Genomic DNA, 18,715 nt, shown 5'->3' with positions numbered 1-18,715 from the left:
CTCACTCCTCCTCAAAAGAAATCTCTGGCAACTGTGCAAGAATATCTTCTCGCTTAATCGCCCCTTGGCGTAGGATTTTCACCTTGTCTCCAGACAAATCCAAAATCGTCGAATCCTGTCCAGTTAGAAAAGCATCGTCTTCCAGACCCAGAACCTCTTGATCAAAATCCTTTAGAATTTGAGCAAAGGTCACTCCACTCGCCTGACCCGAGATATTGGCAGACGGCCCAATCAAAGGACCTGTCTCTCGAATCAAATCCAGTGTAATGGGGTGACTCGGCATCCGAAATCCGACAGTTGCAAGACCAGAGTTGACCCAATAGGGAACTCGGTCATTGGCTTCGAGGATAATGGTCAAGGGACCCGGTAAAAAGGCCTCTACAAGCTTTTGTAGATAAGTTGGCTGATTCTTTGAAAAGTGCAAGATATCCTCTAGAGAAGCGACATTAAGATTGAGTGCCTTGTCTCTGGGACGACGTTTGAGTTGGTAAACATGGTCGACAGCTTTTTCGTCTAAGGCATTAGCAAAGAGACCATAAACTGTCTCTGTAGGCAAAACAACAGCTCCGCCTTTTTCCAACTCTTGTCTAATCCTGTCCATCATCAACTACAACCATCCTATCTTGACCAAATTGGTCCTTGAGTGTTCGTACCCGTTTTTCAGGAAGATGTTTCCTAAAAAGCGCAGGAACACTTTGACCTTGCTTGTATCCAATTTCAAGGTAAATCTTACCACCATCTGTGAGATAGTCTTTTGCATCTTCCGCAATTCTGCGGTAAATAGCCAAGCCATCCTCATCTGCAAAGAGAGCTAGATGAGGTTCTGAATGCAAAACATTCAAACCAACCTCTGACTCATCTTCACGAGAGATATAGGGTGGATTGGATACAATTATATCATATTTTTCAGAAATTTCTGCAAAACAATCAGATTTTTTAAAAAATATATTAAGATTTTGATTGCTAGCATTCTCTGATGCAAGCTCTAAGGCGACTTGAGAAATATCTGCTGCTGTCACTGACCAATCTGGTCTGTTTTTAGCTAATGCGAGAGCTATGGCGCCACTTCCAGTCCCGATATCTAGAATCTTAAGACTTTCCTCGGGATTTTCTGTGAGGATGAGATCCACCAACTCTTCTGTCTCTGGCCGAGGAATCAAAACTCGCTCATCCACTTTTAACTGCATTCCAAAGAAATCTGCCTGTCCGATGATATACTGTGCCGGTTTGTGGGCTGCTAACTGCTGATAAATTTCTTCTACAAAATTTTCTTCCTCTTTTGTCACTTCCTGCTGAAGGGTAAAAACAAAGTCCGTAAAAGAGAGATTTTTCAGGCTACGATAGACAAAAGAGAGGCTTTCAGCTTCCTCTCCTTGTCTAACCAACTCTTCTTCAAAATCTGAAAATAATTGAGCTAATTTCATTATTTGTTTAATTCTTCTAATTTCTGTGTTTGGTCATAAAGAACCAAGGCATCTACAACTTCATCCAGTTTACCAGACAAAATAGTATCTAGTTTTTGGAGAGTCAAGCCGATACGGTGGTCTGTGACACGGTTTTGTGGGAAGTTATAAGTACGAATCCGTTCTGAACGGTCACCAGTACCAATAGTAGACTTACGTTCAGCGTCTTGTTCGTCTTGTGCAATCTGAGCAAAATGGTCAGCAACACGCGCACGAATGATTTTCATAGCCTTCTCACGGTTCTTCTGCTGGGTACGTTCTTCCTGCATCTCAACCTTGATATTGGTTGGCAAGTGAACGATACGCACGGCAGTCGCAACCTTATTTACGTTCTGTCCACCAGCACCAGATGCGTGGTAAATGTCAACACGAAGGTCTTTTGGATCAATATCGTACTCTACTTCTTCCACTTCAGGCATGACTAGAACTGTCGCTGTTGAGGTATGAACACGGCCTTGACTTTCTGTCACAGGGACACGTTGAACACGGTGGGCTCCAGACTCATACTTGAGTTTAGAGTAAACGGATTGACCAGAAACCATAGCAACCACTTCCTTGAAACCACCGACACCGTTCATAGAAGCTTCCATGACTTCAAAGCGCCAGCCTTGGGCTTCCGCATACTTTTGGTACATAGTTAGCAAATCTCCAGCGAAGAGCGCTGCTTCGTCTCCACCAGCCGCCCCACGGATTTCAAGGATGATGTTCTTGTCATCGTTTGGATCCTTTGGAAGAAGCAAGATTTTCAGTTTTTCTTCGTACTCTTCTTTTTCAGCCTTTGCATCTTTGAGCTCTTGCTTGGCCATTTCTTCCAAGTCTGCATCTCCGCCTGATTCCTTAATCATCTCTTCAGCATCAACGATGTTTTGAAGGACTTGTTTGTACTCACGGTAGGCCGTTACTGTATCACGGGTTGAAGCCTCTTCTTTCGAAAGCTCCATGAAACGCTTGGTGTCTGAAACGACATCAGGGTCACTCAGTAATTCTCCTAATTCTTCATAACGGTCTTCTACAGCTTGTAGTTGATCATAGATGTTCATTTTTTCTCCTTATTTCTCAATTGATAAATCATAGATTGCTACTACATCGTTCTCAAATGTTTCACCAGTTTCTTTAAATCCATAACTGAGGTAACAAGATCTTGCATGTTCATTTTTTGGTTCATAAGACAACCAAAGTTTATTGCCAAAACCTGCTGGCGCTGTCCGAACATAGTCCAGCACTTTATCCATAATTGATTTAAAATATCCTTGATTTTGAAAATTCTTATCAATCATAAAACGAAATAGTAAATAATTTCCACAACTAATTCCGATCTTTTTATCATAAGCTATCATCACAAAACCTATAATTGCATCCTTATCATAAACTGCCAATGGAGCTACAAAATCTCCATTTTTAGTGTAGACATATGCTTCAGTCAAACTAATTGCGTTGGTTGCAATGAATTGTTTTTGATATTCCTTGACATCCAAATTCAAAACATCAAAATAATTTTCCATTGTAACATCTCTCAGTTCAATAGTCATAGTTGTTCTCTTGGTTAGATGTTATCATTGGCGCAAAATAATGTTTACGACAAACCGAGATATAGGTTTCATTACCTCCAATCTGAATTTGTTCACCTTCATAAGTAGGTTTACCGTCTAGGGTTCTGAGAACCATAGTCGCCTTTTTCTTACAATATTGGCAAATGGTCTTAATCTCGTCAATTTTATCCGCTAAGAGCAAGAGGTATTTTGAACCTTCGAACAACTCATTTCGAAAGTCATTCTTCAAACCAAAAGCCATGACAGGTATGTCTAACTCATCAACAACACGAGCTAGGTCGTAAACATGGTGACGCTTTAGAAACTGGGCCTCATCGATCAACACACAGTAAGGTTTTTCACGTAAGTCTCGAATATAACCAAAGATATCCGTCGTTTCCTCAATCGCAAGAGCTGGTCGTTTCATGCCGATTCGACTAGATACATAACCAACACCATCACGTGTATCCAGAGCAGAGGTCATGATGACAACACCTTTTCCTTGCTCCTCATAGTTATAGGCTACCTTGAGAATCTCAATCGTTTTACCTGAGTTCATAGTCCCATAACGATAATACAACTGTGCCATGCTTCTATTTCACGTCCATTTCTAAATTTTTGCTACATTCTAGTATACCATATTTTCCAAAAGCTTTAAATGGCAAAATGTGGTAAAATAGAAGAAATCAAAAACTAGTGGAGGAAGCTATTATGCCATTTGTTCGCATCGATTTGTTTGAAGGACGTACGCTCGAGCAAAAGAAAGCTCTTGCTAAGGAGGTTACTGAAGCAGTTGTCCGCAACACAGGAGCACCTCAGTCTGCTGTTCATGTCATTATCAACGACATGCCTGAAGGAACCTATTTTCCTCAAGGTGAAATGCGTACCAAATAAGCAAGCTTAAGCAAATTTGCTTAGGCTTTTTCAATCTTTAAGTAGCTTCCATTGAAGAAATGGTTTAAATTTGTTACAATTTGAAAAGAGCCTTGGAGATATTTCCAAGAAAAGTGTTTTAAAGGAAGAAATATGATTACACGTGAATTTGATACCATTGCTGCTATCTCTACCCCTCTTGGAGAAGGGGCCATTGGTATTGTCCGCTTGAGCGGAACAGATAGTTTTGCTATTGTGCAAAAGATTTTTAAAGGAAAAGACCTGAGTAAGGTTGCTAGCCACACGCTTAACTACGGTCACATCGTTGACCCTCAAACTGGTGAGATCATGGACGAGGTTATGGTTGGGGCTATGAAATCTCCAAAGACCTTCACTCGTGAGGATATTATTGAGATTAACACTCATGGTGGGATTGCGGTGACCAATGAAATTCTTCAACTCGTAATACGTGAAGGAGCTCGCATGGCAGAACCTGGTGAATTTACCAAACGGGCCTTTCTAAATGGTCGTGTGGACTTGACACAGGCTGAGGCGGTGATGGACATCATCCGTGCCAAAACAGACAAAGCTATGAATATTGCAGTCAAACAACTCGATGGTTCCCTTTCTGATCTTATCAATAATACCCGCCAAGAAATCCTCAATACACTTGCCCAAGTAGAAGTTAATATCGACTATCCAGAGTACGACGATGTTGAGGAAGCCACTACTGCTGTTGTCCGTGAGAAGACTATGGAGTTTGAGCAATTGCTAACCAATCTCCTTCGAACAGCCCGTCGCGGTAAAATCCTCCGTGAGGGAATTTCAACTGCCATCATCGGTCGTCCCAACGTGGGAAAATCCAGTCTTCTCAACAATCTCCTTCGTGAAGACAAGGCCATCGTAACAGACATCGCTGGTACAACCCGTGATGTCATCGAAGAATACGTCAACATTAACGGTGTTCCCCTAAAATTGATTGACACAGCTGGTATCCGTGAAACGGATGACATCGTGGAACAAATCGGTGTCGAGCGTTCGAGAAAAGCCCTCAAGGAAGCTGACTTGGTACTTCTTGTCTTAAACGCTAGCGAACCACTAACCGCTCAAGACCGCCAACTCTTAGAAATCAGTCAGGATACCAACCGCATTATTCTACTTAATAAAACTGACCTACCTGAAGCGATTGAAACTTCTGAACTTCCAGAAGATGTCATTCGTATTTCAGTTCTTAAAAATCAAAATATCGATAAGATTGAAGAGAGAATCAACAACCTCTTCTTTGAAAATGCTGGTTTGGTTGAGCAAGACGCCACTTACTTGTCAAATGCCCGCCACATTTCCTTGATTGAAAAAGCTGTTGAAAGCTTGCAAGCAGTTAATGAAGGCCTGGAACTGGGGATGCCAGTTGATTTGCTTCAAGTAGATTTGACCCGTACTTGGGAAATCCTAGGAGAAATCACTGGAGATGCAGCTCCTGATGAACTCATCACCCAACTCTTTAGCCAATTCTGTTTAGGAAAATAAGAAATCCATGATCGTTCTAGCGGTCATGGATTTTATTGTCTTTATTAGTAATCTGGTCTTAAGACACCTGTTACAGTTGCCTTTGTTGCTTCGTAGTCGCCATCTACAACAACCTTGATAATGCGTTTGGCATCTTCTTCTGGTGCTGGAACTAGAGGTAATCGAGTTGGTCCAGCTTCAAATCCCATATAGTTCAGAACCGCCTTAACTGGAGCAGGACTTGGATAAGAGAAGAGGGCATTGACCTTAGGAATGAATTTACGCTGAATAGCTGCGGCTTTCTTCATATCGCTTTCTGCAATGGCAGTAAACATTTCGTGCATTTCATCTCCATTTGTATGAGAGGCAACAGAAATAACTCCATCTGCACCAAGATTCATAGCATGAAAAGCATCTCCGTCCTCACCTGTATAAATCAAGAACTCTTCTGGCTTATGCTCAATCAAGTAAGCCATATTTGCCAAGCTGGTACATTCTTTAACACCGATGATATTTGGGTGGTCAGCCAAACGAAGCATAGTCTCAGGAGTCAATTCGACAACCACACGCCCTGGAATGTTATAAATGATAATCGGCAAATCTGAGGCATCAGCAATAGCCTTGAAATGCTGATACATCCCTTCTTGAGAAGGTTTGTTATAGTAAGGTACGATTGCAAGCCCAGCTGCAAAACCACCAAATTCTGCAACTTCTTTGACAAACTCGATCGAGTCACGTGTGTCATTGGTACCTACACCCGCAATCAAAGGAACACGTCCCTTGACAACCTTTTGTACAGCAGCAAAGAGTTCCAACTCTTCATCGTGGGTCAAGGTTGGACTCTCAGCAGTCGTCCCTGCAAGAAGAATTCCATCTGTATGGTGGGCCAATAAATGCTCTATAAGGGCTGGGATGGCATCAAAGTTGATGGAACCATCTTCATGGAAAGGAGTGATGAAGGCAGTAATGATTTTACATTCTTTTAGATTTTGGTAAGACATGAGAAACACCTCTCTATTTCAAAGAAGGAGTTCATTCGAACTCCTAAACCATTATTTCAATTCAAATTTCAGCTCAGCTGTTGGACGGACCAAACCACGCTCATGAAGCGTTTCTGCGATCTGTACAGAGTTCCAAGCAGCACCTTTAAGAAGGTTATCTGAAACAATCCACATGTGAATTCCTTTTTCAGCATCCAAGTCCTTACGGATACGACCTACATAGGTATCTCGTGAGCCAACAGCATTGATGGCTTGAGGATAGATTTGATTTGCTACGTCATCCTCCAGAACTGCACCAGGAAAGGCTGCAATCGCTGCTTTCACTTCTTCGATTGGAGCTACTTCTTTTGTTTCGATGTAAACAGACTCAGAGTGAGCTGACAAGACTGGAATACGCACACATGTTGCAGACACTGCGATGCTATCATCTTCCATAATTTTCTTAGTTTCTTTAGTCATCTTCATCTCTTCGTAAGTGTAATCATTATCAGTGAAGACATCGATTTGTGGAAGAGCGTTAAAAGCGATAGGATAGTGTTTCTTATCTCCACCTGAAGGCAAGATTTCCGCTTGCAAATCACGTGGATTCACACCGTCATTCAAGACTTCACGAAGTTCACGTTGTGTTTCAAGAATCGCTCCCATACCAGCACCTGAAACCGCTTGGTAAGTTGAAACGATGATGCGGTCCAAGCCCCATTTTTGACGAATAGGCTCAAGAGCCACCATCATTTGGATTGTTGAACAGTTCGGGCAGGCAATGATTCCGTTGTGGGCATCAAGTGCATGAGCATTTACTTCTGGGACAACCAATGGTACATCTGGGTTTTGACGGAAGTAAGATGTGTTATCAACCACTACAGCACCAGCCTTAACTGCGTAGGGAGCATACTTAGCAGATGTCGAACCACCAGCTGAGAAGAGTGCAATATCAACACCCTCAAAGGCTGTTTCAGTTGTTTCCTCAATCGTAATATCTTGATCTTTAAATTTCAAAGTCTTACCAGCTGAACGTGCAGATGTAAGGTAACGAATTTTATCAATAGGAAGTGATGATTCTTCCAACATTTTTATCATTTGAGCTCCGACAGCACCTGTCGCGCCGACTACAGCAACTGTATATCCCATAAATAACCTCTTTCGGAATTTTCTAAAAATTTCTATAATAGATGTATTATACTACTTTTTCTAAAAATTGAAAAGCATTTTTGGGTTATATTTTCTGAAAATAAAAAATCCCTAGTCATTGACTAGGGACTAAGAGGCATCTTCATGTGATGAGCAGGTTCACACAACTCATCAAGGTCCGCTCCTGCGTTATGACCTCCTTATGCTCAATAGTAGTCCGAAGACTACCTATCGACTCATCGCAAGTTTAATTCTACTATGCTTTGCTGACTTTGTCAAGGCTAATGCGGGGTAAATATAAAAAACTCTCGAATATCAAGAGTTTTCCTGTCTAAATAATGCTAATTGCCGGGATTGAACCGGCGACCTCATCCTTACCATGGATGCGCTCTGCCAACTGAGCTAAATCAGCTTACCTAAAAAGTATACTATAGTTCTATGTTTTTGTCAAGCGCTCTCTTTTAATTTTCTGGAATGAAAAAAGCTAGATTTATCAAGTATCTAGCTTATAAACTTCTTATTTTGTTAAATCGATTCGCTGTCCCAGTTTTCCGATTAGGATTGCACCAACGATAAGGGATGCAAACTCTCCAATCCCTGTAGAAAACCAAGTGAAAAAGAATGGAGCTTCAGCAACGATATGAAGTTCTGCTGCAATGGTAATCATTGAAATAGAGAAGAGGATTGAAAATAAGAAATGATCTTTTCGAATCAAACCATTGAACAAATAGTCTTTCTTATACTTGCTAAAGAGCCAAACACCTAGACTAAGAAAAACTAGGGTAGATCCGCCGCCGACAAAGACATCAATTAGGCCAAAGCTAAAGAAATTAGCAATCATACAACCAATCGTCACACCGATGATATATTTAGGGTTGTAAAAAGCCAAAAAATTCATCATCTCAGAGATACGAAACTGATAGGCACCGTAGCTAATAGCATTTAGTGGTGGGGTAATGGTTAAAACCACATAGATAGCAGCAACGATGGCAATATCTGCCATGTCACGAACAGTTAATTTTTTCATGTTTTCTCCTTTGGCGGTTTCCCGCGTAAAATATGCTTGGTGAAAGAAGCTAAGCACCAAGGGTTGAGTGAATCAACCTTACCAGTATAGCACATTATATGACTTTATGCTATACTAAAATCATGAAAAAACTAATAAAGGCTTTTTTTGATAGCGAAATCCTCTCCTATCTATTTTTTGGTGGTGCTACTACTTTAGTATCTATTTTATCACGTTTAGCTATCTATCATATCAGCCGTCAGGAAATCCTAGCAACTGCACTGGCAAATATTATCGGGATTCTCTTTGCCTTTATCACAAATGATACATTTGTTTTTAAACAAGAGAGGAAGAATTGGCCAATTCGACTAGTTAAATTTTTCTTAGCTCGTCTGTCTACAATTGGACTGGACGTACTTTTAACTTATATCTTTGTTACAACCTTTCCTGATGTTATTGGCCAGTTTGTTAAATATAATATAGATAAAGTTAATACTATCGAGACCATATTAGCACAGATATTGATCATTATTTTAAACTATATTCTCAGTAAAATCTATATTTTTAAAAAGGACAATTCATCTCAAAAGCATTAACCTTGCAATTCGTTCGGTTTTAAGTTATAATAAGAATGAAATTTTTGGAAAGGAATTTATGAAAATGTTAAAGGATCTTAAAGCATTTTTGCTTCGTGGTAATGTCGTTGACCTCGCTGTCGGTGTGATCATTGCCTCTGCATTTGGTGCTATCGTTACTTCATTTGTTAATGATATCATCACTCCACTTCTATTGAACCCAGCTTTGGAAGCTGCGAACGTACAAAACATCGCTGAGCTTGCATGGAATGGTGTTACATATGGTAAATTCTTGAGTGCTATTATCAACTTTCTCGTTGTAGGTACTGTTCTCTTCTTCGTTATTAAAGCTATGGAAAAAGCGCAAAACCTTCGCAAGAAAGAGGAAGTGGTTGAGGAAGCACCTGCTGCTCCAACTGAACTCGAAGTTCTTCAAGAAATCAAAGCTCTTCTTGAGAAAAAATAAGACAGATAAAGGATCTAGCTTAAAGCTAAATCCTTTTTTCTTTAGTCTTTTGGTAACTTCCCAGCCTTTTCGAGCATTTTCTTAATCAAGTAAGGCATCTTCACATTTTCACGACCTTTTTTCTCAATGAGCTTTTTGACAAATTCTGGCATCTGAAGATCGTCTGTCTCCTCCATGATGTCCTTGGTAGTTGCTGAAGGAGCTAACTCATCAAAAGTTTCTTCTTCTGGGAGAAAAGCTTTAAATTCTTTGTGTTCATTGGCTCTTACAGTAGCAACTAAAGCGTCAATTAAACGGCTATCCGTATTTGGCATAGGTGGGCGATGGTAGGTGACACCTAATTCTTGACACAACTCATAACATTCTACATCGTTGTCAAACAAGACTTCGATGTGCTCACTGATAAAACTAATCGGGATAAAAATATAATGCTCGGGATGTTGCTTTTGTTCTCGTAAATACTCTAAGACATCTGGCTTGATCCAAGGGATTCCAATATCGCTTTCACTCTGCCAAGTATTGGTATACTGGTCGGCTGTTAGGCCGAGTTGTTCAGCGATTAGCTTGCTATTATCGAAAATCTGATCGATATATGGATCTCCATAGTCCAAGGCAAAAATGGGAACACTGTGTGCTGAAAAGATTACCTTGAAAGACTCTTCTCCAACATGGTTTCGTAAAATTTTGCTAATCTCATCTGTCCAAAAGTCCAACAAAGGCTGTTGTTGATACCAGTCCTTAATTACTAAAAATCGGATCTGTTGGCTTTCCAGAAACTTTTCATACCCCATGACTGAGTAAAAAGAATAATGAGGTTCCAAAATCAAGCAGATACATTCTTCAACACCATCAGCCTCCATCTGTTGGATGACGTCTGGGATAAAGGGACGAGAAAATTTGTTGGCAAAGTAGATACCGTACTCCTCGCCTAAACATTCCTTGACTAAATCAACCTCCTCACGTGTAATCCGCTGCAAGGGCGTCCCACCGATAAGGACATAGTTGTCATAGAGAGTCTGAATCTCGTGATCCTGGGGTCTAACTCCACGACGAATGTTTGTAAAGAATTCTGCTACTCCTTCAAAACTAATCTCCTCTGGAGATCCAAAGGTCATCATTAATATTGCTCTTTTCATGTTATCATCCTTATGTTATTATTTTCACTATCTATTCTATCATGAAAGAAAGAAATAGTAAACGCTTCCGACGTCTACTATTTCTTTTTTTCTTTAGTCTTTTTATCTCGTCTCATGATTAGGATGATGAGGATAAGAAGTAAGAGGACGATAAGCAGGAGTAGAAAGGCTAGGATGTAAATCCAATGGCTGGGAATTCCGTGATCGAAATACCGAGTTACTACTGCTTCCCCACTCTTATCCTGTGCTGCTTTTACCGGTGCATCCGTTATTTTAGCTAAGAGGATATGTCGTCCGTTGGTAATATTAAGGAAACAGGTGCTTAATAAAACAATCTTGTCCGTTGAGGTCAAGGAGACATCCCGCTTGTACTTGGCTTTACTTAGCAGATATTGATAGTAGGCCTGGTGTTCCTCGTCATTGGAACTCAGGGTTCGATAAATCTCCGTGTCATAAGCATCCACTTCTAAAATCCCAAAAATCTCAAGCCCTCGTTCACGACCGTTATAATAGATAGAGCCATAACGGTGATTTTCAAAAAACTCTTGGTTAGCAAACTTTTGTATCTCACCAAACATAGCACCAGAGGCCATGGAGTGACCGTATATGATGGTGTTAAAGTCGGTAAAATTTGGATTAAAACGATAGTCTAGAAAAATAGACCCCGACACAGTATAATCACCAAAGGCATTTCGGTCAAGGTATTTAACATTATCCTGACTCTGCAAGAGGGGATAGTCTACCTTGGTCCCATCTAGGCTAATCCAACCACAAACATCCTTGTTGAGGTGCTGCAAGGTTTCAAAGCCCGTACTGCTGGCATCCTTTTCAATGGGATTATAGTGATCGTAGTCGCTCGCAAGGACCCTATCACCAGTAAAAAGACAGAAAAAAGCTAGAAAGAGGGATAGAATGACGTTTATGACTTTGCGACTTGTACTTGTTTTCATGTTTCCTTCTTTCTCCTTTCTAGCCTTGAAAATAAAAGAGCAAGAGAGTCTGTCCCTTTCTCTTTTATCAGTAGTTTAGTCAGTAATACTATCTGCTTCTTCTTTCGCTTCTTTTCTTCGTCGCAAGATCAAGTAGAGGATAATGAGCAAGAAGATCAATAGCAAGAGCAAGATAAATACGATGATGTACCATATCCACAAAGGAATCGATGAGAGAAATCGTCCGAGCGACGAATCATCAAAGACACTGTAAGGGAATGGTTTTGATTTTTTCGTATGGAAGGTGGTTTTTGGAATTGTATCCGTAATCTTGGCAACTACGATATGTCTCCCATTTGTTACGTCTAGGAAACAGGTACTGAGGAGGATGATATGGTCATTTGGCCCCAGTGTAATATCTCGTTTGTGGATGGCAACCGAGAGTAAGTGATCGATATATTCTTGGCGCCGATCATCTCCATTAATACCCGGATCGTAGATGTTAAAGTCATAGGCGTCCACCTCGAGCATCTCAAAGATCTCAAGACCTTTTTCAACGCCATTATAGTAAATACTGCCGTAGCGATGCTGGTCAAAGAATTCCTTATCAGAAAACTTTGCTACATCTCCAAACATAACCCCATTTTCTACATGATGTCCGTAGATGATGGTATTAAAGTCCTCGAACTTGGATTCATTTCGAGCCTCAAGGAAAATAGCTCCTGTAGCTGCAAATTCTCCTTTGGAGTCCTTGTTCAGGTACTTTTCATTATCTTTGGCTTGGACTAAGGGATAGTCGATATTGGTGCCATAGACATTGATCCAACCGAGAACCTCTGGATTGACTTGCTGTAGCTTGTGAAAGCCAGAAAAACTAGCAAGCTCATCTTTCTCAGTAGTACTCACTGGTCTATAGGCCTCATACTCACTGGATGAAGCCTGAGAATAAACCTGATTGGCATCCCAAAGGGCGTAGAAACCAAAGAGAAAGACTAAGGCCGCTAAGAGAAGCAAGATATGATTTATCAACGCATCTACAGCAAGTACCAGACGTCTAGAAAAACTCCTCTTTGGTTTCTCACGCTTGATTTTCATAAGTCAAACCACTTGCTTAAGCTTGTTTGCGTTTTTTAGACAAAACAACAAATCCAGCCAAACCAAGACCAATCATCAAGATGAAAGGAAGGTTGTCAATCAAGAGACCAGTAGGGGTAACGTCTGGTAAGCTATTTGTGATAGTGTTATCGTTTGGTTTTTCACCAACAAGAATACTATCTTGAGTGAAATTTGTAGAAACTGTACCAGCTTGATTTTTTGATGCTCCGTTCTCCTTATATGCAGCTGAAGCTGTGTAACCTTGAGATCCTGTTTCAACCAATTTATAACGAGTACCAGCAGGAATTGTGTCAAACACCAAAGATTGATCGTGGCGTAGTGTTATAGTTGTTTCTTGACCATAGACAAATGTTTTTGAGGTTTCACCGATTTTACCAGTGATGGATTGTGAAGTTTCTGTAGATGCTTTTGTGAAAGTAAGCTTGAAAGTGAAATCTTTTGATTTATCTGCAGTAGCACCTGACACAACTTTTTTAATTACTAAAGATTTAGCATTTGGGTCAACTTTTGAAACATTTGGTTTATTAGGGTTTGGTTCATTTGGATCTGTTATTTTACCAGCATTTTTACGATAGATGTTAGTGAAAAGATCATATTTGTAAGTAGTTCCACTTTCAGATGGTTTTACTTTTCCATTCACACTTGGGGATACTTGTTTAAAATACACAGAAGAAATATAAGTTCCTCCAGTAGTTTTGTTCTTAACAATAACGTGCATTTCATAGTTGCGATTATCATATGTCATAAAATCAATAGGTGAACCATTTTTTTGAATAACTTTCCAACCAACATTTTGTTTTTCAGCAACAGTATAGACATATTCACCAGCATGTGTATAGTTCACTTCTCTAAAAATATCGCCGGTATCTTTCTTAATGTTAGTTTGGCCAGTTGCTAAAACGTCTGTTCCAGAATAAGATACATTTTTATCTGTAATTTGACCATTAGAAGAATCAATCGTTTCATAAGGTGCACCATTTGATGATGTACCAGTTTTAGGGGTGAAAGTAAATGTAAAGGTTGCTTCAGGTGTTGTAATTCCTTCCGCAATATTCAATACCTTATTAATAGAAACTTTTGCACTTGTTTCACCATTTGCTTTGGCAGTTGCCACATCATTATCATCCGCAAATGTTGGCACTCCTCTAAAGACCGACAAGGCGGTTACAGCTGCAATACTTGCAGTAACTAATTTTTTCAAAAATGTTTTTTTCATGATTATTCCTTTTATTTTTAAATTTCTTTTTTCATAAATTGTCATCAAAAGCCCCGTCGCCTTAGGACTGTTACCACCTTACCATGGGTATCCTGTATAGGAATGGTTCCAAAAGCACGACTATCTACAGCCGTTGTTCGATTGTCTCCGAGGACAAAGAGTTGTCCTGCTGGGACTTTCATTGGGAAGGTAGCCCCTTCCTTATAGAGCAGCGTTTCTTTGTAGATATCCTGCTCTTGCTGAGGAGAACCGTTGATGATGAGACCATTTTCGTTTATATCGATCGTACTTCCTTCGGTTGCAATGACACGCGCCACTCTTTCCTTACCCTTATAACTATAGACGAGCAGATCACCAATCGAATAACGTTTATCCAACCTATAATAGACAACCAAGTCGCCATCTTTTAAGGCTGGCTTCATGCCATCGTCATTGTATCTCAATAGTCCAAAGACAAAAAAGTAAAGGGTGGCCAGTACAAACCCAACCATCAGAAGCTTACTGACTAAGTAGAGGATATCTCCCCATACACTCGGCGGAGACTTATCCCGATTGACTTGTGTTACTGTTTTCTTATATTTCTTTTTAAGTAGCATTATTTTCTCCTATGTACCACTAGATATCCGAGTAGGATTGTAAAGAAGATTCCTCCTAGAGGAAGGATTATTCCTAACACGAGTGTACTGCTGAGGAAATCAACTCCGGTTTCAGGTACACTATTCTTATTATTCGTGACTGTCGCAGACTTGTCCCCATCCAGTTTACCTTCTTGATTTTCATAAGAAACCTGATATCCAAGCGAAGAGCTTGATTCCTCTTCTACGGTATAGTGACTATCGAGTGGAAGTCCATCAATTTTTATGGTTTGATCTTTGTTGAGATCAATAGACGCTCGACCATTCGTAAATTGCAGAGGGGTTCTTTTATTATTCACCGTTGCATTATAAGTTCCATTCAATGGACTGTTCTGAGCATCCCTGATGTTAATGGTAATCTTGAAGGATTTTAATAGGTTGGCAAATACGCCTGTAACTTTTTTTGTGACTGATAAACTTGGAAGCCTGTGATTCGTGACAATACTGGTTTCATCTTTATTCAGATCACCCTCTTGATTCTCATATGTAACGTGGTAGCCGTTCGTTGATGCCGCTTCTTCTTTAACCTTATAATGGGTTCCATACGGGAGATATTTTAGAGATTTTTCGGCATTATGTGTTAATGGTATTTGAGCACGTCCATTAGTAACTTTGATATCACCAAAAGTACCATTTATAGGATTTCGTTCTTTATCAGTTAGCTCGATGTTAATATTAAAACTCTTATTCGATGTATCTTCAGGGACTAATATCTTCCTTAACGTCAAACTAGGTAATTGACGATAGAATACTTTAAAGGTTGGCGATTGGTCCGTTCCTTCTTTTTTTACTTCCTTAGTAAAACCTGGAACATCAGGGGCTGTAAGATCATATTGATAACCCTTAGCTACTTTTTCAAAATTGGAAGTTTCACTTAGCTCACCTGCTTTTACTCCAACACTAGTTTTCCTGTATTCATTCTTGTCAGTTCCACCACTCTTGCTCTTTTGAATTAATTTAAAATCTAAAGCCTTAGGTTGACTAGCTGTTACTGTGCTACTTCCATTAACACCTTCCCACTTCACTTCCACTGGAACCGTTAATGGATCCGAAGGCTTGAAGGTTGGTTTGTCAGAGTAATCTTTGGTCTTGGTTTGAGATGTGCCTATTCCATAGGAATATGTGACACTGGCACCTTTATTGGAATAGAGTTTATTGACATCAGACCCCTCAGCATCACCAGCCTCTATCTTCTTATCACCAGCAATAACATCTAAGGCTTCTTGGCTTGATGTAACAGTGAATTTGAGGACATATCTAGCGCCATCTTCCAAGGAATAATTAGGAGAAAAATTAGCCGTAACCTCCACTAAACCTTCTGAGCTTGTCTTGGTTTCAAAAGTTACTTGCTCTTTGCTTAATGTTTCACTGCTACCATCTTTCTCTTTAACGACACGAAAATCTGAAGATCCATTCGGTAATAACTGAACATACTTAGAAAGAACATCTTTGATGGTCACGTGGTGGATCCCCAGTGGCAGAATCTTATCAGTGATATCTTTGAAACTGTCTCGTAATTGGTCTTCATTGTTTGCGGATAGGATTTCATTAGGAATGGAAGAATTGTGGTACCTGATATAATACTGCAGACTAGTAATACTGTCGACATTGTTTGAATAACGAAATTTAATGGAATAAAAACCATCAAGTTTTGGAGCAAGACTATAGGCTAGATTATTGATAGATACATCTAAATTATTCCAGAACCATTCAGGCGCCGTTTCTGATCCATCTTGATTATTATAGTTATAAACAGTATAACCACTGTCGTTGTAATACATATTGGCAAAACCATCTGATAGAACAATAACAACCTTCTTTGCATTTGGTCTTGCACTATCTATCAATTGATTGGCAATACGAATACCCGCGCTAATATTGGTTCCTGTACCGATTCCTGATTCAGTCCCTATTGATTGACCACCAGCAATTCTCATTTTACTGACTGCAGTCTTTGAACCACTAGCATCGTTATTCCAATTTAAAATTGTATCTGCATCATCCCATGGGGATACACCATCATAAAATGCTGTTCTCTCTTCATACGGCCAATACCGATACCCCCACTCCCATTTTCTGTAGTAGGAATTCCATGATTGTTCCGCAAACTTATTATCGATTTTTCCACCAAAACCTACCATGGACAATCGATTATTTGAATTGGATAAAATGGTATCAATTAAGCCCTGACGATCTCGAGTTCCTTTAAGGGTATTTTTTAAAGCATCCAATCTTGTAATTGTTCTGCCAGTAGAAGAAGGAACATCTCTCTTATTCATACTTCCTGAGAGGTCGGCTACCAAAACAACATCTAGGGGTTCTGACTGGGTCTCCGTTCCAAGCTTGGAAGTAATATCCAAGGACAACTCATACTTGTCTTCTTGTCCTGATATCGGAGTAATTATTTTATGAAGAATTGTCTGGGGTTCTATGGTAGAATCAGCATTTAACAGACTCATCGGAGCACACAAAAAGAGAATAGCTAACAGTGTAACTAAACGGCGTACAATAATTTGAACTTTCTTAAACTCGAAGTGAATATTCATTTTATTCTCCTTAAGTAAGATACTTTAGACCTATTGTTATATCAATCTAGTTATTCGCAAGATTATTGTACAATAAACTTCACGCAGTGTCAACTAATATGATTTTAAATATATTATCATAATCGAAAAAAGAGTATGATTCTTCTTTGTCTTTCAAACTATTCTATGGTAAAATGAAAAAAGAATAAAAAAATCTCATAAAATATCGATGCATATATTTTAATCTAAAATATCCAAGATTTCATTTAAAAGTCTATTGAATTTGAATTATTATATTTTTTCAAAATTCGTGAAATTTTCAGAATGAGGATTTTTCCGAAGTTTGCATTCTATTTTATGATTGTTAAAGGAGTTTTTATGACTTATCCGAACCTTTTAGATCGTTTCTTAACCTACGTTAAGGTCAATACGCGATCTGACGAACACTCTACTACTACTCCAAGTACGCAAAGCCAGGTAGATTTTGCGACCAATGTTCTTATTCCTGAAATGAAACGTGTTGGTTTGCAAAACGTCTACTACCTTCCAAATGGTTTTGCTATTGGTACCTTACCAGCTAATGATCCAAAGCTCACTCGCAAAATTGGCTTCATCTCCCATATGGATACTGCTGATTTTAATGCTGAGGGAGTTAATCCGCAAGTCATCGAAAATTACGATGGGGGAGCTATCGACTTGGGTGATTCTGGATTTAAACTAGATCCCTCTGACTTCAAGAGTCTTGAAAAATATCATGGCCAAACGCTTATCACAACTGATGGCAGGACCTTGTTGGGTGCTGATGACAAGTCAGGGATTGCTGAGATTATGACTGCTATTGAATATCTGACTGCTCATCCCGAAATCAAACACTGTGAGATTCGTGTTGGTTTTGGTCCAGATGAAGAAATCGGTGTTGGAGCTAACAACTTTGATGCTGAAGACTTTGACGTTGACTTTGCCTATACTGTTGATGGTGGCCCACTAGGGGAGCTTCAGTACGAGACTTTCTCAGCAGCTGCTGCTGAGCTTCATTTCCAAGGGCGCAATGTCCATCCTGGTACTGCCAAAGGACAGATGATCAATGCCCTTCAGCTAGCGATTGATTTTCATAATCAACTTCCAGAGAACGATCGACCTGAACTGACAGATGGTTACCAAGGTTTCTATCATCTCATGGATGTGTCAGGTAGTGTCGAGGAGGCGCGTGCAAGCTACATCATCCGTGACTTTGAAAAGGATTCCTTTGAAGCTCGTAAAGCAGCTATGCAGTCTATTGCTGATAAGATGAATCAAGAGCTTGGGAATGATCGCGTTACACTCACTCTCACTGACCAGTATTACAATATGAAAGAAGTCATCGAGAAAGATATGACTCCTGTTACCATTGCCAAAGCCGTAATGGAAGATCTGGGAATCACGCCAATTATCGAACCAATCCGTGGTGGAACAGATGGTTCTAAGATTTCCTTTATGGGGATTCCAACTCCAAATATCTTTGCTGGTGGTGAAAACATGCACGGCCGTTTTGAATACGTCAGCCTTCAAACTATGGAGCGCGCAGTAGATACCATCATTGGTATTGTATCCTATAATGACTAAAAAAGACGA

The 18,715-nt window shown here is 39.8% G+C and carries 19 protein-coding genes, 1 tRNA gene and 1 riboswitch; of the genes, 5 read left to right on the top strand and 15 right to left on the bottom strand.

Translation table 11 applies throughout. From position 1 onward, the window contains the following. Window position 1 precedes the first annotated feature (1 nt). Genes HMPREF8571_RS07055 through HMPREF8571_RS07035 form a run of 5 tightly spaced genes read right to left on the bottom strand, consistent with a single transcriptional unit; the run spans window position 2 to window position 3,581 of the window. Complete coding sequence (locus HMPREF8571_RS07055) at window positions 2-604, bottom strand: L-threonylcarbamoyladenylate synthase (protein WP_000969286.1); 603 nt, start codon at window positions 602-604, stop codon at window positions 2-4. Next, a complete protein-coding gene (prmC, locus tag HMPREF8571_RS07050) occupies window positions 588-1,424 on the bottom strand; it encodes a peptide chain release factor N(5)-glutamine methyltransferase (protein ID WP_000761889.1) in 837 nt (278 codons plus the stop codon). Before prmC ends, HMPREF8571_RS07055 begins: the two co-directional genes overlap by 17 nt. Next, window positions 1,424-2,503, bottom strand: coding sequence for a peptide chain release factor 1 (gene prfA, locus HMPREF8571_RS07045; RefSeq protein WP_001028815.1), 1,080 nt, complete (start codon window positions 2,501-2,503; stop codon window positions 1,424-1,426). Before prfA ends, prmC begins: the two co-directional genes overlap by 1 nt. 9 nt (window positions 2,504-2,512) lie before the next feature. Next, complete coding sequence (locus tag HMPREF8571_RS07040) at window positions 2,513-2,992, bottom strand: GNAT family N-acetyltransferase (RefSeq protein ID WP_000151340.1); 480 nt, start codon at window positions 2,990-2,992, stop codon at window positions 2,513-2,515. Beyond that, the gene (locus HMPREF8571_RS07035; protein ID WP_000068148.1) at window positions 2,982-3,581 is read right to left on the bottom strand and encodes a thymidine kinase; all 600 of its coding nucleotides are present in this window, start codon (window positions 3,579-3,581) and stop codon (window positions 2,982-2,984) included. The genes HMPREF8571_RS07040 and HMPREF8571_RS07035 overlap by 11 nt, the downstream gene beginning before the upstream one ends. A 122-nt stretch (window positions 3,582-3,703) precedes the next feature. Between HMPREF8571_RS07035 and HMPREF8571_RS07030 the strand changes: the two genes are divergently transcribed. Together HMPREF8571_RS07030 and mnmE are read left to right on the top strand one after the other, a co-directional pair. Then, window positions 3,704-3,886, top strand: coding sequence for a 4-oxalocrotonate tautomerase (locus HMPREF8571_RS07030; protein WP_001117401.1), 183 nt, complete (start codon window positions 3,704-3,706; stop codon window positions 3,884-3,886). Window positions 3,887-4,018: 132 nt separating this feature from the next. Next, the gene (mnmE, locus tag HMPREF8571_RS07025) at window positions 4,019-5,392 is read left to right on the top strand and encodes a tRNA uridine-5-carboxymethylaminomethyl(34) synthesis GTPase MnmE (RefSeq protein ID WP_000632759.1); all 1,374 of its coding nucleotides are present in this window, start codon (window positions 4,019-4,021) and stop codon (window positions 5,390-5,392) included. Window positions 5,393-5,436: 44 nt separating this feature from the next. Here the strand turns inward: mnmE and dapA are convergent, their stop codons facing one another. The 4 genes from dapA to HMPREF8571_RS07005 form a co-directional block, all read right to left on the bottom strand. Beyond that, window positions 5,437-6,372 (bottom strand): 4-hydroxy-tetrahydrodipicolinate synthase, encoded by a 936-nt coding sequence (gene dapA / locus HMPREF8571_RS07020; RefSeq protein WP_000121868.1) that lies wholly within the window; start codon window positions 6,370-6,372, stop codon window positions 5,437-5,439. A 51-nt stretch (window positions 6,373-6,423) separates the two neighbouring features. After that, a complete protein-coding gene (locus HMPREF8571_RS07015; protein ID WP_000542459.1) occupies window positions 6,424-7,500 on the bottom strand; it encodes an aspartate-semialdehyde dehydrogenase in 1,077 nt (358 codons plus the stop codon). Between the two features lie 339 nt (window positions 7,501-7,839). Further along, a tRNA-Thr gene (locus tag HMPREF8571_RS07010) sits at window positions 7,840-7,912 on the bottom strand. Window positions 7,913-8,017: 105 nt separating this feature from the next. Beyond that, the gene (locus HMPREF8571_RS07005) at window positions 8,018-8,527 is read right to left on the bottom strand and encodes a QueT transporter family protein (protein WP_000737308.1); all 510 of its coding nucleotides are present in this window, start codon (window positions 8,525-8,527) and stop codon (window positions 8,018-8,020) included. After that, window positions 8,525-8,621, bottom strand: a riboswitch (PreQ1 riboswitch). Its footprint overlaps the gene before it by 3 nt. Window positions 8,622-8,649: 28 nt before the next feature. On the opposite strand from HMPREF8571_RS07005, the gene HMPREF8571_RS07000 reads away from it, so the two are divergent. Together HMPREF8571_RS07000 and mscL are read left to right on the top strand one after the other, a co-directional pair. Beyond that, window positions 8,650-9,102: a GtrA family protein gene (locus HMPREF8571_RS07000; protein WP_004240123.1), complete on the top strand. Its 453-nt coding sequence runs from the start codon at window positions 8,650-8,652 to the stop codon at window positions 9,100-9,102. Between the two features lie 64 nt (window positions 9,103-9,166). Then, complete coding sequence (mscL, locus tag HMPREF8571_RS06995; protein WP_000910201.1) at window positions 9,167-9,547, top strand: large conductance mechanosensitive channel protein MscL; 381 nt, start codon at window positions 9,167-9,169, stop codon at window positions 9,545-9,547. Between the two features lie 41 nt (window positions 9,548-9,588). Here mscL and hemH read toward each other — a convergent pair whose 3' ends face one another. From hemH to pitA, 6 genes are all read right to left on the bottom strand, one after another. Continuing rightward, on the bottom strand, window positions 9,589-10,683 hold the full coding sequence (gene hemH, locus HMPREF8571_RS06990) for a ferrochelatase (protein WP_004240118.1): 1,095 nt from the start codon (window positions 10,681-10,683) through the stop codon (window positions 9,589-9,591). Between the two features lie 77 nt (window positions 10,684-10,760). Continuing rightward, window positions 10,761-11,633: a class B sortase gene (gene srtB, locus HMPREF8571_RS06985; RefSeq protein WP_000858438.1), complete on the bottom strand. Its 873-nt coding sequence runs from the start codon at window positions 11,631-11,633 to the stop codon at window positions 10,761-10,763. A 75-nt stretch (window positions 11,634-11,708) separates the two neighbouring features. Further along, complete coding sequence (gene srtB, locus HMPREF8571_RS06980; RefSeq protein ID WP_000695086.1) at window positions 11,709-12,707, bottom strand: class B sortase; 999 nt, start codon at window positions 12,705-12,707, stop codon at window positions 11,709-11,711. A gap of 16 nt (window positions 12,708-12,723) precedes the next feature. Then, window positions 12,724-13,989, bottom strand: a complete 1,266-nt coding sequence (locus tag HMPREF8571_RS06975; RefSeq protein ID WP_004240116.1) for a DUF7601 domain-containing protein — start codon at window positions 13,987-13,989, stop codon at window positions 12,724-12,726. After that, window positions 13,989-14,540, bottom strand: a complete 552-nt coding sequence (sipA, locus tag HMPREF8571_RS06970) for a PI-2 pilus system signal peptidase SipA (RefSeq protein ID WP_000924792.1) — start codon at window positions 14,538-14,540, stop codon at window positions 13,989-13,991. Before sipA ends, HMPREF8571_RS06975 begins: the two co-directional genes overlap by 1 nt. Then, the gene (pitA, locus tag HMPREF8571_RS06965; RefSeq protein WP_001020811.1) at window positions 14,540-17,125 is read right to left on the bottom strand and encodes a PI-2 pilus tip adhesin PitA; all 2,586 of its coding nucleotides are present in this window, start codon (window positions 17,123-17,125) and stop codon (window positions 14,540-14,542) included. The genes sipA and pitA overlap by 1 nt, the downstream gene beginning before the upstream one ends. Before the next feature lie 357 nt (window positions 17,126-17,482). Here pitA and pepT point away from each other — a divergent pair, with 357 nt between their 5' ends. After that, window positions 17,483-18,706 (top strand): peptidase T, encoded by a 1,224-nt coding sequence (pepT, locus tag HMPREF8571_RS06960; protein WP_000222020.1) that lies wholly within the window; start codon window positions 17,483-17,485, stop codon window positions 18,704-18,706. Window positions 18,707-18,715: the final 9 nt, after the last annotated feature.

The organism is Streptococcus mitis ATCC 6249, assembly GCF_000146585.1.
Classification (GTDB): Bacteria; Bacillota; Bacilli; order Lactobacillales; family Streptococcaceae; genus Streptococcus; species Streptococcus mitis_AZ.
The sequence above is the reverse complement of the archived record's forward strand: the minus strand, read 5'-3'. Positions and strand labels throughout refer to the sequence as shown.